The organism is Komagataeibacter intermedius TF2 (assembly GCF_000964425.1).
Classification (GTDB): Bacteria; Pseudomonadota; Alphaproteobacteria; order Acetobacterales; family Acetobacteraceae; genus Komagataeibacter; species Komagataeibacter intermedius.
The window spans coordinates 201938-216934 of sequence record NZ_BANF01000010.1; the positions used below are offsets into that span (position 1 = coordinate 201938).

The 14997-nt window shown below is 64.4% G+C and carries 13 protein-coding genes and 3 pseudogenes; 8 read left to right on the forward strand and 8 right to left on the reverse strand.

Annotation, left to right across the window (positions count from 1 at the left end):
- Positions 1-12 precede the first annotated feature (12 nt).
- Entirely contained in the window at positions 13-867 is an 855-nt protein-coding gene (locus tag B7449_RS02300; RefSeq protein WP_039732723.1) for a squalene/phytoene synthase family protein, read from the reverse strand.
- 129 nt (positions 868-996) lie between these two features.
- Here B7449_RS02300 and B7449_RS02305 point away from each other — a divergent pair, with 129 nt between their 5' ends.
- Complete coding sequence (locus B7449_RS02305; RefSeq protein WP_039732837.1) at positions 997-1605, forward strand: superoxide dismutase; 609 nt, start codon at positions 997-999, stop codon at positions 1603-1605.
- Positions 1606-1796: 191 nt separating this feature from the next.
- Here B7449_RS02305 and B7449_RS02310 read toward each other — a convergent pair whose 3' ends face one another.
- Both B7449_RS02310 and yajC read right to left on the reverse strand, forming a co-directional pair.
- On the reverse strand, positions 1797-3230 hold the full coding sequence (locus tag B7449_RS02310; protein ID WP_039732722.1) for a sugar porter family MFS transporter: 1434 nt from the start codon (positions 3228-3230) through the stop codon (positions 1797-1799).
- Between the two features lie 93 nt (positions 3231-3323).
- Positions 3324-3707, reverse strand: a complete 384-nt coding sequence (gene yajC, locus B7449_RS02315; RefSeq protein WP_039732721.1) for a preprotein translocase subunit YajC — start codon at positions 3705-3707, stop codon at positions 3324-3326.
- A gap of 172 nt (positions 3708-3879) precedes the next feature.
- On the opposite strand from yajC, the gene B7449_RS02320 reads away from it, so the two are divergent.
- From B7449_RS02320 to mutT, 3 genes are all read left to right on the forward strand, one after another.
- Positions 3880-4746, forward strand: a complete 867-nt coding sequence (locus tag B7449_RS02320; protein ID WP_039732836.1) for an ATP-binding protein — start codon at positions 3880-3882, stop codon at positions 4744-4746.
- Positions 4747-5031: 285 nt separating this feature from the next.
- Positions 5032-6153, forward strand: coding sequence for an aromatic ring-hydroxylating oxygenase subunit alpha (locus B7449_RS02325; RefSeq protein ID WP_039732720.1), 1122 nt, complete (start codon positions 5032-5034; stop codon positions 6151-6153).
- Entirely contained in the window at positions 6150-7160 is a 1011-nt protein-coding gene (mutT, locus tag B7449_RS02330; RefSeq protein ID WP_039732719.1) for an 8-oxo-dGTP diphosphatase MutT, read from the forward strand. The genes B7449_RS02325 and mutT overlap by 4 nt, the downstream gene beginning before the upstream one ends.
- Here the strand turns inward: mutT and B7449_RS02335 are convergent.
- A pseudogene (locus tag B7449_RS02335) lies at positions 7157-7564 on the reverse strand (SMP-30/gluconolactonase/LRE family protein); the annotation flags it as partial. The gene mutT and the pseudogene B7449_RS02335 overlap by 4 nt on opposite strands.
- 86 nt (positions 7565-7650) lie before the next feature.
- Between B7449_RS02335 and B7449_RS02340 the strand changes: the two are divergent.
- Positions 7651-8708 (forward strand): IS630 family transposase gene (locus B7449_RS02340; RefSeq protein ID WP_198133929.1). Its coding sequence is split into 2 segments (ribosomal slippage): positions 7651-8143 and positions 8143-8708, totalling 1059 coding nucleotides; the frame shifts between segments, so codons are not numbered across the junction.
- 15 nt (positions 8709-8723) lie between these two features.
- Here B7449_RS02340 and B7449_RS02345 read toward each other — a convergent pair.
- Positions 8724-9239, reverse strand: a pseudogene (locus B7449_RS02345) (SMP-30/gluconolactonase/LRE family protein); the annotation flags it as partial.
- A gap of 96 nt (positions 9240-9335) precedes the next feature.
- On the opposite strand from B7449_RS02345, the gene B7449_RS02350 reads away from it, so the two are divergent.
- Positions 9336-10094, forward strand: coding sequence for a competence/damage-inducible protein A (locus B7449_RS02350; RefSeq protein ID WP_039732835.1), 759 nt, complete (start codon positions 9336-9338; stop codon positions 10092-10094).
- A gap of 147 nt (positions 10095-10241) precedes the next feature.
- Here B7449_RS02350 and B7449_RS02355 read toward each other — a convergent pair whose 3' ends face one another.
- From B7449_RS02355 to B7449_RS02365, 3 genes are all read right to left on the reverse strand, one after another.
- Complete coding sequence (locus tag B7449_RS02355; RefSeq protein WP_029329372.1) at positions 10242-11198, reverse strand: acetyl-CoA carboxylase carboxyltransferase subunit alpha; 957 nt, start codon at positions 11196-11198, stop codon at positions 10242-10244.
- A 71-nt stretch (positions 11199-11269) separates the two neighbouring features.
- On the reverse strand, positions 11270-12187 hold the full coding sequence (locus B7449_RS02360; protein ID WP_039732717.1) for a tyrosine recombinase: 918 nt from the start codon (positions 12185-12187) through the stop codon (positions 11270-11272).
- A 12-nt stretch (positions 12188-12199) separates the two neighbouring features.
- A complete protein-coding gene (locus B7449_RS02365; protein ID WP_039732834.1) occupies positions 12200-12421 on the reverse strand; it encodes a hypothetical protein in 222 nt (73 codons plus the stop codon).
- 130 nt (positions 12422-12551) lie between these two features.
- Here B7449_RS02365 and aroB point away from each other — a divergent pair, with 130 nt between their 5' ends.
- Complete coding sequence (gene aroB, locus B7449_RS02370; protein WP_052279954.1) at positions 12552-14285, forward strand: 3-dehydroquinate synthase; 1734 nt, start codon at positions 12552-12554, stop codon at positions 14283-14285.
- Between the two features lie 278 nt (positions 14286-14563).
- Positions 14564-14997: pseudogene (locus B7449_RS02375) on the forward strand (OmpA family protein); the annotation flags it as partial.

The following is a 14997-nucleotide window of genomic DNA, read 5'->3' on the forward strand; positions in this document are numbered from 1 at the left end:
ACGGAACGGTCCCTAGACCCACCCGCGCAGTAGCGCGCCCATGACCGCCAGCCTGTCGCCCACGCCACGGGGGGATGCACTCCCATCGCCATCCACCCGCCCACGCATGTCCCGCAGGCCGAGGACGGCGGGCAGGCCCGTGGCAAGGGCGGCACGCGGCAGGCGTGGCCCCTCACGCACCATGTCCAGCCATTCGCGTCCCTGCTGGCGCAACCCGTCGCGCAGGGATGCGATCTGGGCAGGCGTGGCCTGCCCGGTCCGCAGGCTGTCGCGCGTCAGGCCAACATGCGCCAGCGCATCTTCGGGCAACGGGCAGCGCCCCGCGCGCAGCACGGCGGGCAGGTAGCGCACCAGCGCCCCTACGCCATAAATCCCGCCCATGAGGCGTATGCGCGACAGCAGCGTGGATTCGGTAAACCCCGCCGCCTGCGCCATGGCGACCTGCACGCCCCCCGCGCCATCCAGCATGGACGCCTGCCATGCCGCCCGGTCAGGCAGGCCATCGAGTTCACATTCGCGTGCCATGATGATGCCCTCCAGCGTTTCACGCCGCACCATGCCACGATCCAGCAGATCCAGCAGGGCCACCGCCGTGTCGTGACGCTGCGCATTGCCGCTTTCCAGCACGTCGCGCCACCACTGCAGCCGGATCAGGCCCGCCATCGGCCCCGCCACCGCCCATGATGCAGGGGTCGCAACCGCCCGCGTGCATTCATGGTTGAAGGCGATCAGCACCATCGCCGCCATGCGCGCGGCCGATGGCACGAACAGCGCGCAGAAGAAGCGGTCCGGGTCGGCACGACGCGCGTCATGCAGGAACGACGCCCCCCCTGCCACCGGCGGGCATGCATCCATCTGGCCCGTCATGGCGTTTGATCCGGAAGGCGTGGCGCAGGGGTGTTCATATGTCCGTCACTTGACGCACCCGCTCCACACCCATAGCAATCTTGGTATGGCGGCTTCATGCCGCTCCTTGCAATTCCCAGGAGAATGTTCATGGCTTTCGAATTGCCGTCCCTTCCCTTCGCCTATAATGCCCTTGCCAACCGTGGCATGTGCCAGGAAACGCTGGAACTGCATCATGACAAGCACCATCAGGCCTATGTGACGGCGCTGAACGGATTTGTCGAATCCAAGCCGGAACTGCAGGGCAAGTCGCTTGAGGAAATCATCCTCATGGTCAAGGGCAAGCCTGACCAGGCGCCCGTGTTCAACAATGCGGGACAGCACTGGAACCACATCCTGTTCTGGCAGAACCTTGCCCCCAAGGGCGGCGAGATCCCCCACGCCCTGTCCAAGAAGCTGGTCGAGGATTTCGGCAGCATCGAAAAGTTCAAGGCCGACTTCAAGGCAGCCGCCGCGTCGCAGTTCGGATCGGGCTGGGCATGGCTGGTTCTGGGGTCCGACGGCAAGCTGAAGGTGACCAAGACCGGCAACGGCTCCAACCCGCTGGCCGAAGGCCAGGGCAAGGTGCTGCTGGGTCTGGACGTGTGGGAACACTCCTACTACCTCGACTTCCGCAACCGTCGTCCCGACTACATCACCAACTACCTGGACAAGCTGGCCAACTACGAGTTCGCCGAAGCGCAGCTCCAGTCCGCCTGATTGCCTGTTTTCAGGTAACAGACCGAAAAACCCGGCCTTGCGCCGGGTTTTTTGCATCTGGGGCCGTCTGAAACGCCTGCCGGGGGACATAGCGGGAAATCCCAAGGCGGCTTCAGGACAGGCCGCCTTTTTTGAAACAGGGCTGCGCCAGGAATCCCGGTTCCTGTCAATGGGTCGTTACAGACGGCTTCTCATACCCGCGAATGCGCCCGCGTACCCAGCGCCCGCAGAGGGGTGCCGCGCATCAGTTCCACCTCGATCTGTTCCAGCGTCATGCCGCGCGTTTCGGGCACCCGCAGCAGCACCATGACCATAAACACCGCATTCAGCCCGGCATATCCCCACAGCACCCGGTCCGCCCCCAGTATTTCCAGCCCGGTCAGGAACGTGGCGCTGACCAGCATGTTGGCCACCCAGTTGGCGCAGGTGGAACACGCCATGCCGAACTCACGCCCGCGCAGCGGCAGGATCTCGGCACAGAGCAGCCACGTCAGCGGTCCCGCCGCAAACGCGAACGCCGCGACAAACACCAGCATGAACACCCCCATAAGCAGCCGCATGCCCGGCATGGGCGGCATGCCCCCCGCCACCACGGCAGCCTGCGCACCCATGGCCAGCGCCATGACGGCAAAGCCGCCGATCAGCATGGGCCTGCGCCCGATCCGGTCCACGCAGGTCGTGGCGATACAGGTGGACAGCAGGTTGATGATCCCGATTCCCACCGGTCCCCACACCTGCATGTAATGGCCATACCCCGCCAGCCCGATGATGTAGGGCGCGTAGTACAGCACCGCGTTGATGCCGGAAAACTGCTGCGCCACCTGCAGCCCCACCGCCAGCCACATGGCCCGGCGGCAGTTTGGGTCTTTCATGAAACTGCCGATCCCGTCGCGGCGGGCGGCCAGGCGGGCCATGATCGCATTGCGTTCAGCCATGACCAGCCGGGGCAGGCCACGCAGTTCAATCAGCACGCGCCGCGCATCGCGTTCGCGCCCCTGCGCCAGCAGCCAGCGCGGGCTGGGCGGCAGGAACAGCACCCCCATCATGAACACAAGGCCGGGAAATCCCACCACGCCCAGCATCCACCGCCATCCGCCAAAATAGGAAAACAGCCCGTCGGATACGAACGCGGCGAGCAGTCCGCACGAAATCATGAGCTGGTAGCCCAGTATCATCGCGCCCCGACGTCCGGAATCGGCAATTTCGGCAATATAAAGTGGCGTGGCGAACGTGGTCGCCCCGGTCGCCAGCCCCAGCAGCAGCCGCGCCAGCATGAGCGAACGGTACGACGTGGCTTCGGCGCATAACAGGGGACCAACCACGAACAGGGCCGCCGTCAGCACCAGCGTGCGCTTGCGCCCGCAGCGATGCGACAGCCACGCAGCCCCCAGCACGCCCATTGCCGCACCCAGCAGCATGACGCCAACCATGGATTCGCGCTGGAAATCCGACAGGACGAATTCCTGCGTGATCAGGTCCAGCGCACCGGACATGACCCCCGTATCAAGCCCGAACAGGATGCCCGACAATGCCGCCAGGCCACCAATCAACCCCGCGCGTCCCCGCAGGACCGGCCCATGCCGGATGGTGGGACCTGTCTCTGCATCGTCGCGCTGCCTGTGCATCCTGCCTGCTCCTGATGTTACAGGATGCAACGGCAGAACGCGGGTGAAGTTCACCCCCCATCCACAGCCGCGCGGGGATTAAGGGGGCGGGACTTACTTCGCCGGCTTGTCGGGCGTGGAGTCGTTGGCGGGCGTGGACGCGCTGGTAATGACCGAACCCAGCGTATCGCGTATTACGGTCACCCGCACGTTCGGCGCGATTTCGACCTCGACCTCGTTCGACTCCGCCTGCACCTTCTGCACCACGCCGATGACGCCACCCGCCGTCAGCACCCGGTCGCCACGGCGCAGGGAGGCAATCTGGTTGCGCAGCTGCTTCTGCTTGACCTGCTGCGGGCGAATCAGCAGGAAATAGAAAATGGCGAACATGGCCACATACGGCAGCATGGCCATGATGCCATCACCACTGAGCAGCCCACCGCCAGCCGACTGGGCATGCGCGGACGTTGTTAAAAAATCATTGATAATAGAAGGCATTACGATCTTTCCGGCATAATGAAGGATTGAACGGGTTGCGGGTTTGACATGCGGACCATAGTTTTCGCCTGTTTCCCGTCAAGGCGTTCGCCTGTCCCGCACGGCCAACGCGCTCCGGATCGCCTGGTGGCATATGCTACCGCACTCAGTCATGCTGGAATCAGGAACGACGATGGACAGCACCACCCTTCCCCTTCTCGAACGCATTGCCACGGCCCTTGAACGGCTGTCCCCGCCTGCGCCTTCGCTGGCCGGGCTGGAGCAGGCGGACGCCTTCATCTGGCATCCCGGCCTTGGCCGCCTGACCGCCGTGCCCCATGTCGCCCACGTGGACATGGACCTGCTGCAGGGCATTGACCGGCAGCGGAAGATGCTGCTGGACAACACGCTGCATTTCGCCCGTGGCCTGCCCGCCAACAACGCCATGCTGTGGGGCGCGCGCGGCATGGGCAAGTCATCGCTGGTCAAGGCCGCCCACGCGCAGGCGAACCTGGTGGACGGCAAACCCGCGGCCCCGGGCAAGGGACGGCTGGTACTGGTTGAAATCCAGCGCGAGGACCTGTCCACGCTGCCCGACCTGCTGGCGCTGCTGCGTGAAAGCCCGCGCCGTTTCATCGTCTTCTGCGACGACCTGTCGTTCGAGCGCGAGGACGCGGATTACAAGGCCCTGAAATCGGTGCTGGACGGCGGCATCGCCGGGCGGCCGCAGAACGTGCTGTTCTACGCCACGTCCAACCGCCGCCACCTGATGCCGCGCGAGATGATCGAGAACGAAAGTTCGACCGCCATCAACACGTCCGAAGCGACAGAGGAAAAGGTCTCGCTGTCCGACCGCTTCGGCCTGTGGATCGGATTCCACAACTGTGCGCAGGACACGTTCATGGACATGGTCCGCGCCTATGCGAAGGAACGCAGTCTGCCGATTACGGATGCGGACCTGACCCGGCGCGCCAATGCGTGGTCGCTGTCGCGCGGCGGCCGGTCGGGGCGTGTCGCGTTCCAGTTCATTGAAGACCTCAGCGCGGAACTTTCTGCGTGAACATGATCCATAACATGGATTGATCCCCGTCCTGCCTGTCATGCTGGCGCCATTACCCGCGCCCATGGCGACGGCAGATGGAACGAGGAGGCAGCCGGGGAAATGGCCCGGCAATATATTACAAAACATTATGGCGCTGAACCATTTGCCCTGGGGGTAAAAAACATCCTTAATATCGCCATGGCGGCGCGATACGGTCAGACATGCCCTACCCCCGGCATGTGACCGGCATCCTGTCCCATGGCACATCCGGCTGCCATGCCCTGTTAACAGTCAAGAGAGACAATGGATCAGTCGTTATCGCCCGACAGCATGCAGTCCTCCGCCCCGGTCACCGGGCGGGATCTGCGCCGCATTCGTGCCAACCCCGATTTCTGGTACCCCGTTGCGTGGTCACGGGAACTGAAGCCGGGCAAGACCATAGGCACCCGCTATGCCGGGCAGCCCATTGCCCTGGTCCGCCCCAAGGAAGGCGGCGGCGTATTCGCGCTGGAAGACCGCTGCGCCCACCGTCAGGTCCCGCTGAGCAAGGGCACCGTCAAGGGCGAGTCAGTCCAGTGCTGCTATCACGGCTGGGCCTATGGCCGGTCGGGCCGCTGCATTGACGTGCCCTATCTGGGCAAGGGCAAGCTGCCCAACGGCGTGCGCACCTACCCCGTGCGGGAGGTTGACGGCCTGATCTTCGTTTTCCCCGGAGACCCGGCCAAGGCCGGGACAACACCCTTCCCCCGTCTGGCGGAAGTGGCCAACCCCGCCTACAAGACCCGCCGCTTCGGCCAGCTTGTGCACTGCCACTACAGCTTCATGCACGAGAACCTGATGGACATGAACCACCAGTTCATGCACATGAAGCAGATGGGCCAGATGAAGCCCCGCTTCCTGGGGCAGGAACGTGGCCCCGGACTGGTGGAAGCCCGCTACAGCTTCGCCCGCACCAGCGGCAAGCAGCCGCTTGGCGAGGCGCTGATCTTTGGCCAGAAGCGCGATAACAGCGAAAAATTCGCCCATCGCGACGTCATGACCATCCGCACGGTCTATCCTTACCAGACGCTTCATATCCAGACGGGCGACAGCGCCCCGGTCATGGACCTGTGGATTGCATACGTGCCGCAGGACGAAGCGGAACTGACCAACCGGGTGTTCGGACTGCTATCGATCAAGCGGCCGGGCGTTCCGGGCCTGCTGGATCTGGCATGGCCATTCCTGACCGCGTTTACCGAACGGATTTTCCGTGAAGACCGCGAGATCGTGGAACTGGAACAGAACGCCTGGTACGAACAGGGCGGCGACCGCAACCAGGAAATCTTCCCGGTCATATGCAACCTGCGCGAACTGCTGGTGGAATGCGGACTGCCAGCCGGACAGGACACGCCCGCACCCGTCGCAAGGGGCGCCTCAAGCGCATGAGCGTGCAGGGAATACATGGTTCCGGCACCTTACTGGAGGCCGGTGAATACCGCCTGCGTGAAGTCCGCACATCTGATGCGGGCACCATGCACAGGCTGATCAATGACTGGAGCGTGGTGCGGATGCTCAGCCGCGTTCCCTTCCCCTACTCGCTGGCGCTGACCGAGGAATGGATCGCCGCGACCATTGAACAGTCGCAGCGCGGGGAAGCCTACCATTTCGCCATTACGTGCCCGTCATCCGATACGCCCGATTCGCTGATCGGGTGTATCGGCCTGCGCATCAATGCCGCCGACCGGTCCTGCTCGCTGGGGTACTGGGTGGGGCGCGCGCACTGGAACCGCAAGGTCGCCACCACCACAGCAGGCCGTCTGGCGCGCTGGGCGCTGGCCAACCTGCCGGTGGAACGTCTGACCGCATCTGCGGCACATGACAACCATGCCTCCATCGCCGTGCTGCGCCGGATCGGTTTCCGGGAAAATGGAACGGGGTCGCAGGAATTCGTTTCACGCGGGGGGGAATACCCCGTCCGCCTGTTCGAGGCGCGCCATGCCGACCTGTCGGGGGACGCAATGGCCGAGGAAATGGCCCAGGTGACGGACAGCACCCGCAAAGTCGTGCTGGTCGCGGCCGTGGCGCTGGTGGATTCGGACGCCCGCGTGCTGCTGGCCCGACGGCCCGAAGGCAAGTCGATGGCAGGCCTGTGGGAATTCCCCGGCGGCAAGGTCGAAACGGGGGAAACGCCCGAACAGGCCCTGATCCGCGAACTGGATGAGGAACTGGGGCTGGATGTCGCCCGCTCCTGCCTTGCGCCGTTTACGTTCGTTTCCCACGATTACGGGCATTTTCACCTGCTCATGCCCATCTATGTCTGTCACCGGTGGAAAAACACACCCACCCCGCGGGAAGGACAGACACTGGAATGGGTGGCAGCCGACAGGCTGCGCGATTACCCCATGCCCGATGCCGACCGCCCCCTGATCCCGCTGCTGCAGGATCTGCTTTAGCCCAGCGGAATATCCCGCAAGGCCGCCAGTTCGGCAGCGGGGAACGGAACCGGCTGCTGTCCCGGCACGTCCACCTGAAAACTGAACAGGCTGCCCGCCTGCGGCATCTGCGCCAGACGGTCGGGCGGCGTATTCTTCCGCGCTGTCGTAATATACGCCGTGCGCAGGTCGGGCCCGCCAAAGGCCACCTTGGTCACGTTCAGCGCCCCCGGCACGGGAATGGATGGCAGGGACGTACCATCGGGCTGGAAACGCACGATCCGTCCCCCGTTCCATACGCCAACCCAGAGATTGCCCATGCTATCGACCACCACCCCGTCGGGGTAGCCGTCATCGATCCGCGCGAACACCCGCCGGTTCGACAGGCTGCCATCTTCGGCCAGGTCGAACACGTAATACCAACCATTGTTTGGCCTGACTCACGGGGTACCCATCGGTTTAAAAATGTGATTCATAGGATGCAGACCATTCTCTGAAGGAGGCATTCTGGATGGGCAGCCCTCTATCCCTGCGTGACGATCATGATAGTTCGGAGTTGCGACGCCTTGCGCGCAGAAGCCGGCATGCGGGTCAGTCGCGTCGCCTGTTGGCGCTTGCGGCGATTTATGATGGCGCCTCGCGCGGCGAGGCGGCCCTGCTTGCGGGGACAGACCGTCAGAGTATCCGTGACTGGGTGCTGCGTTTCAATGCGGATGGCCCGGATGGCCTTGTGGATCGTCATGGCGGGGGACAGAAAGCCCGCCTGACACAGGAGATGCTGTCTGCCCTGAAAACCCGGCTCGAAGAAAGACCCATCCCTGCGGTGCATGGTGTTGTCCGCTGGCGACTGTGTGATCTCTGCGGGTGGCTGCATGAGACCTATGGCGTCAGCCTGTCGGAAACGCGTCTGGGTCAGATCATACGCCGCGAGGGGTTCCGCCTGCTGACAGCCCGGCCACGGCACTATCGCCAGGATACAGAAGCCCAGGACATTTTTAAAAAGAGTTCCCCGGTGTCATGGCGGCGATCAGGTCCAGACATCCCGGAAAAGATATCGAAATCTGGTGGTCTGACGAGGCGCGGATCGGCCAGAAAACGAAGCTGACCCGACGGTGGGCGAAACGGGGCACCCGGCCCCGGGCCGTTGCTGACCTGCGCACCAGATCCGCGTGGATTTTCGGGGCCATCTGTCCTGAAAAGGGAGCGGCCGCAGGCCTCGTGCTCCCTGTCTGCAACCTGCACGGCATGCAGCTCCATCTCGCGGAGATTTCACGCACGGTCGCGCAGGGCGCTCACGCCGTCCTCATTGTGGATCAGGCCGCATGGCATACCAGTCAGAAGCTGGATGTTCCCTACAATATCACCATTCTCCCGCTGCCTCCCCGGGCTCCTGAACTGAACCCGGTGGAAAATCTCTGGCAGTTCCTGCGCAATACATGGCTCTCAAACAGGATCTTCAGAACCTATGACGATATCGTTGATATCGCCTGCCATGCCTGGAACCAGCTCGTCAATCAACCATGGCGCATCATGTCAATCGGACTGCGCAATTGGGCTCATGGGTTATAGCAATCAACGGTTGGTATAAATGATCCCGGCAGGGGAGTGGTTGTGGTACAGCCGCCGCCCATCGGGGGAAATGCCGGGACCATTGGTGACGATATATCCCTCATCATGGCGCAGGACACTCAGGCCCGTCCCCTCGCGGGTGACGGAATACAGCGCACCGCTGGGCGTGCTTTCGCCATCGTCCATGGTGCCGAACCACAGCCGTCCCTTCGAATCGACACTTCCGTCATTGATGCGATTGCCGGGCAGGTCGGGCTCCACCGCGACGTCCCTGCGGAACACGCCGGTTGCCGGGTCCAGGCAGTACAGCCCGTCCTTCAGCCCGCACATGAGCGTGCCGTCACTGACCGGCGCCACGAAACCGGGACGCTGCGGCGCGGACCATGACGCGCGCGCGCCACTGGCGGGATGAAAACGATGGATGGCCTGGCCTACAATATCGACGAAATAGAGCGCCTGTTCCCGCACGGACCATACGGGTCCTTCGCCCAGTTCCGCCCGGATGTCCCAGACACAGTGCGGTTGCGGCATTGCTGCGGTGTTCATGACTTCTCCTTCCGGTAGGCTTGCTGTCGTTATAGGGTGGGGGGAAATGCTCCCGCCCGCAACCTAGTGGAAACATGCATCATGAACCCCACCGCCTGCCTGCTGGTCATAGGCAATGAAATCCTGTCCGGCCGCACACAGGACGTAAACGTGCAGTATATCGCCCGCCGCCTGTCTGAAACCGGCATTACGTTAAGCGAGGTCCGGATCATTCCGGACATCCGCGCCGTGATCGTACGCAACGTGACCGAAGCCCGCGCGGCCTATGACAATGTCTTTACCACGGGCGGCATCGGGCCGACGCATGACGACATCACCTCCGCCTGCGTCGCGGAATCGTTTGGCGTGCCGTGGGTCCACCATCCCGAAACCTTCCGCATGCTGGAAGCGCACTTCCCGCCGAACGAATTCAATCCCGCCCGCCAGCGCATGGCCACGATGCCGCAGGGGGCCGTGCCCATCCGCAATGCCGTTTCGGTCGCGCCCGGCTTCACCATGGGCAACGTGCATGTCATGGCGGGCGTGCCGCGCATCATGCGCGCGATGTTCGAGGAAGTTCTGCCAACCCTGCCCCATGGCACCCCGGTCACGTCCCGGGCATGGCATGCCAACGGCCTGTATGAAGGTACGCTGGCCGCAGGGCTGGAAACGATACAGCAGCGCCATCCCGACATTGATATCGGGTCCTACCCCTACCGACTTGATGAAAGCTGCCGGGGCGTGTGCCTGTTATGCAAGGGGACAGATGTAAAGGGCGTGGAAGCCGCGTCCGACGCCGTGCGCGACCTGATCGAACGCCTTGGCTTCACGCCACAGCCGGGGGAACCGGTAAAGGGCTGAAAGACCGCCTGCCCGGAAAGCATCAGGTAGCCATAAGGATAGGGTCTGATGACGCTTTTTTCAGCACGCTTCCGGGGCCACCTTCTTTAAAAAAGGTGGCCCCGGAAGCTTTTATCAGTGCTGGTCACTGCATCATGGCGCGGCAGGTCAGGCGACGGCTTCACGCCCCATGGCGAGGAATTTCTCACGCCGCTGCGCCTTGAGCAGAACAGGGTCCTTGGCCTGCAGGCCCGGCAGTTCCGCCGCAATGGCGTCACCCACCGCGCGAATCGCGGCGGCGGGTTCGCGCTGCGCGCCACCCAGCGGTTCGGGAATGATGCGGTCGATCAGGCGCAGTTGCAGCAGGTCCTGCGCCGTCAGCTTCAGCGCATCCGCCGCCGTGGAAGCCTGCTTGGGATCGCGCCACAGGATGGAGGCACAGGCCTCGGGCGAGATCACGGAATAGATGGCGTGCTCCAGCATCATCACCCGGTCGCCCGCACCCAGCGCCACGGCCCCGCCGGACCCACCTTCGCCAATGACGGTGGCAATCACCGGCACCGGCACGTTCAGGCAGGTTTCAATGGACCGCGCGATGGCTTCCGCCTGTCCGCGCGCTTCCGCATCAATGCCGGGCCATGCGCCGGACGTATCAATGAAGGTCAGGACCGGCAGGCCGAATCGTCCGGCCAGCTTCATCAGCCGCTGCGCCTTGCGATAGCCTTCGGGCCGGGCCATGCCGAAATTATGCTTGAGCCGTGTTTCGATCTCGGCCCCGCGTTCGGTTCCGATCACCACCACCGGCGTGCCCTTGAACCGGCCGATACCGCCAATGATGGCCTTGTCATCACCAAACAGCCGGTCACCGGCCAGCGGGGCGAATTCGGTTATCAGCGCATTGATGTAATCAATCGTATGCGGGCGCTGGGCATGGCGGGCCACCTGCACCTTCTGCCACGGCGTCAGCTTGGCATAGGCCGCACGCAACTGCCGGTCGGCTTTTTCACTCAACCGGGTGATCTCTTCGGCGATGTTGATCCCGTCCGGACCGGACATCCTGCGAAGCTCGTCGATCTTGTTCTCAAGTTCGGCGACCGACTTTTCGAAATCTAGAAACTGGCGCATGCGCTGCCGATAGCACAGCCTGCACGCCAGCCAAACATTTTCACGCAAGGAATCCGCCCTGCCATGCATTTTTATCCACGCCCGTCCGCACTGGACAGCGGATGATGCCGCGCCACCGCGTCGCGCAGGCGGTCAAGCATCACATGGGTATAGATCTGGGTGGTGGCGATGTCGGCATGGCCCAGCAGCACCTGCAATGCCCGCAGGTCCGCCCCATGGGCCAGCAGGTGCGTGGCGAAGGAATGCCGCAGCACATGGGGCGACAGCCGCTGCGGGTCCAGCCCCGCCCGCAGCGCCACGTCATGCAGGATCCGGTCAAAGCCCTGCCGCGTCATGGGCCGGGCCGGGCCGCGACCGGGAAACAGGTAAGGGCTTTTCCGCACGGTATCCATGTCCATCAGCGCGCGGGCGGCGGCGCGGGCGCGGGCGGACATGGGCACCATGCGTTCGCGCCCGCCCTTGCCGCGCACCAGCATCATGCCCGGCGCCGCATCCAGCGCGCGACGCGGCAGCGACAGCAGTTCGGATATGCGCAGCCCCGATGCATACAGCATTTCCAGCGCGGCCCGCGCCACAAGCAGCCTGCGCCTGCGCGCGGGTGTCGCATCATCTTCAGGCTCACACGCCGCCAGAAGCGCCGTGACCTCCGCCTCCGACAGGAAACGCGGCAGGGTCATGTCCAGGCGCGGAGCATCGAGCAGGGCGGCGGGGTTGTCAGGTCGCAGCTCCTCACGGGCAAGGAACAGGAAATACTGCTTGATGCAGGACAGTCGGCGGGCCTGCGTGCGGGGGGCCAGCCCCTGCTCCGCCAGGCCGGACAGATAGTCGCGCAGGTCCGCCTCCCCCGCATCCAGCGCGGAGACACCACGCGCACGCAGCGCGTCGGTCATGTCCCCCAGATCACGGGCATAGGCCTGGATGGTGTTCAGCGCCGCCCCGCGCTCGGCCGCCAGCATTTCCAGAAAGGCATCAACCGCGTTCCCGACCATGGGGCCTGCCGCTTACTGCGCCGCGGTTGGGGCTGCGACCGGGGCCAGCGGCGCCACGGGCAGGGCCGCAGGCGTGCCCAGCGGCGCGGGGGCCGCCGCCACGGGCGCGGCAAAGGCGATGTCCTTGTGCACGTCCTGCTGCACCAGCGCAGGCGGAAAGGCGCCCAGCGAGAAGAATCCCCCCACCCCACACACGACCAGAACGCCGATCACGGCAATAACAATACGGATCATCCAACCGCTTCCCATATCCTGCACACCCCGGCTGTCCACGATCCGGGCCGGATACACGCTGCCGCGCGCATGGCCGGACGTTGGTGCGGACTCTACCGGTTCCGTCCTGCTGTATGTTAGGTTGCGCGCCATGTCACGCCAGATTCCCCCCGACCGGCCCGGTCCGGCCACGCCATCGCGCACCATTCCGCTTGACCTCAATGCCGTCGGCCCTGCCACGCCACGACAGGCGGGCAGCGGGCGCACCATCGTGCTGGTCGGGCTTATGGGCGCGGGGAAAACGACGATCGGCCGTATCCTCGCTGCGCGTCTGGGGGTGCCGTTTGTCGATTCGGATGAGGAAATCGAACGCGCCGCCGGCTGCACCATCGCCGACCTGTTCCAGAAATACGGCGAACCCGAATTCCGTCGGGGCGAACGGCTGGTCATCCGCCGCCTGCTGTCCGGCCCGCCCGTGGTGCTGGCGACGGGCGGGGGCGCATTCATGGATTCCCGCACGCGGGCGAGCGTACGCGAGCATGCCGTCTCCATCTGGCTGCGCTGCCCTCTGCCGGTGCTGGTGCAGCGCGTGGCGGACCGCACGCACCGCCCCCTGCTGAACGCCGCCCCGCCGCATGCGGTGCTGGCGGACCTTATGCGCCTGCGCCATCCGGTCTATGCCGAGGCCGATATCATCGTGGATTGTGGAGACGACAACGTGGAACACAGCGCCGACCATGTCATTCAGGCCCTGAAGCATAACCGGCAGCCACTGCGGGTGCCCGTGCGGCTGGACCGCGCCAGCTATGATGTCGTGATCGGTCCCGACGTGATCCGTCGCGCCGGCGCGCTGCTGGCCCCCGTCCTGCCGCAGAAGCGCGTGATGATCCTGACGGACGACACGGTTTCCCCCCTGCACCTGCCCCGGCTTCTGGAAGGGCTGGAGGAAACCGGAATCCGCGCGGAGGTCATCACCATCCCCCCCGGGGAAGGGTCGAAGACCATCGGCATGTACGAACGCGTGACCAACGCCCTGCTGGAGGCGCATGTCGAACGCGGCACCACGGTCGTGGCGCTGGGCGGTGGCGTGGTGGGGGACCTGGCCGGATTCTGTGCCGCCACCACGCTGCGTGGCCTGCCCTTCGTGCAGATCCCGACAACACTGCTGTCACAGGTGGATTCGTCCGTAGGGGGCAAGACCGGCATCAACACGCCGTTTGGCAAGAACCTGCTGGGGGCGTTCCACCAGCCCATCGCGGTGCTGGCCGATACCTCGACGCTGGCCACCCTGCCGGTGCGCGAACTGCGTGCGGGCTATGCCGAAATCGTCAAGTCGGGGCTGCTGGGCGATGCCACGCTGTTCGACTGGTGCGAACGCCACGGGGCGGCGGTGCTGGCGGGCGACCCGGCCATGCAGGCCGAAGCCATCCGCATGGCCTGCGCGTTCAAGGCGCGCGTGGTGATTGCCGACGAGCGCGAGGAACGCAAGGCCGATGGCCGCGCGCTGCTCAACCTCGGTCATACCTTCGGCCACGCGCTGGAGGCGGAAATGGGCTATAATGGCAGCCTGCTGCATGGGGAGGCCGTCTCCATCGGGCTTCGACTGGCGTTCATGCTGTCGGTCCGGCTGGGTTACTGCCCGGCGGAAGACCTTGAGCGCGTGACCCGTCACCTCGAACGCCTGTCCATGCCCGCGCGGATCAGCGATACGGGCCGGAATTTCTCCGCCGCCCAGCTGGTGCGCAACATGCAGCGCGACAAGAAGATGCGCGATGGCCGCCTGTCCTTCGTGCTGGTCCGCGGCATTGGCCGGGCCTTCACCTGCCGTGACGTGCCCGATGACGTCGTGCTGGAGGTGCTGCGCGCGGATGGCTGCACGCCCTGATCCCGAACACCTCCGTGTGATATTTTTACAACGTCCCTGCCCCGCCACCCGGCGGCAAAAGGGCATTTAATCTTATCTCAACCTTTGCCCCGCACAACGATCCAGCCATGGATCGGGTGCGGGCAGGTTGCCCGGCATTCCCGCTTCCGCACCCTTCCGCTGGCATTGCGACAACGGCCCATGGGCCAATTGTATCAACATGCATCAGGCCAGTGTGGAACATGCCCCCATCTCCACAAACAAGAAGGCGTCTGATCAAGTATCTTAAGGACGGGAATATGCGTCTTCGCGCGGCATTACTGGCGACTACACTTGGCGCGGCCCCCGTGGCCACCGCCATGGCCACAACGATAACAGGGCCGTATGTTGGCATTGGCGGCGGCTATGACCTGACCCAGACCCAGCATGCCCATGGCTTTGACCGCGACACATACGAGAGCGAGAGCGGGAAGATCAGAAACGCCCCGGAGGTGAATGCGCAGAACCTGTATGAAGCCCATTCGCGCGAGCGCATGCGCCATGGCGATGGCTGGACCGGGTTCGCCAATTTCGGCTGGGGCTTTGGCAATGGCCTGCGTGCGGAAATCGAAGGGGTCTATAACTGGTCGGCGCTGACCGGGTACAGCGCGGCCTACGGCAACGGCAGCCACGTCAGTGGGCGGACCAACGGCAGCGACCGTTCCTATGGCGGTTTTGTCAACGTGCTGTATGA

Coding starts and splice junctions, on each gene's coding strand:
- B7449_RS02355 (WP_029329372.1), bottom strand. CDS start 11,198: ATGCGCCAGTTTCTAGATTTCGAAAAGTCGGTCGCCGAACTTGAGAAC.
- yajC (WP_039732721.1), bottom strand. CDS start 3,707: ATGCCTTCTATTATCAATGATTTTTTAACAACGTCCGCGCATGCCCAG.
- B7449_RS02320 (WP_039732836.1), top strand. CDS start 3,880: ATGGACAGCACCACCCTTCCCCTTCTCGAACGCATTGCCACGGCCCTT.
- B7449_RS02350 (WP_039732835.1), top strand. CDS start 9,336: ATGAACCCCACCGCCTGCCTGCTGGTCATAGGCAATGAAATCCTGTCC.
- B7449_RS02365 (WP_039732834.1), bottom strand. CDS start 12,421: ATGATCCGTATTGTTATTGCCGTGATCGGCGTTCTGGTCGTGTGTGGG.
- aroB (WP_052279954.1), top strand. CDS start 12,552: ATGTCACGCCAGATTCCCCCCGACCGGCCCGGTCCGGCCACGCCATCG.
- B7449_RS02360 (WP_039732717.1), bottom strand. CDS start 12,187: ATGGTCGGGAACGCGGTTGATGCCTTTCTGGAAATGCTGGCGGCCGAG.
- mutT (WP_039732719.1), top strand. CDS start 6,150: ATGAGCGTGCAGGGAATACATGGTTCCGGCACCTTACTGGAGGCCGGT.
- B7449_RS02300 (WP_039732723.1), bottom strand. CDS start 867: ATGACGGGCCAGATGGATGCATGCCCGCCGGTGGCAGGGGGGGCGTCG.
- B7449_RS02310 (WP_039732722.1), bottom strand. CDS start 3,230: ATGCACAGGCAGCGCGACGATGCAGAGACAGGTCCCACCATCCGGCAT.
- B7449_RS02325 (WP_039732720.1), top strand. CDS start 5,032: ATGGATCAGTCGTTATCGCCCGACAGCATGCAGTCCTCCGCCCCGGTC.
- B7449_RS02305 (WP_039732837.1), top strand. CDS start 997: ATGGCTTTCGAATTGCCGTCCCTTCCCTTCGCCTATAATGCCCTTGCC.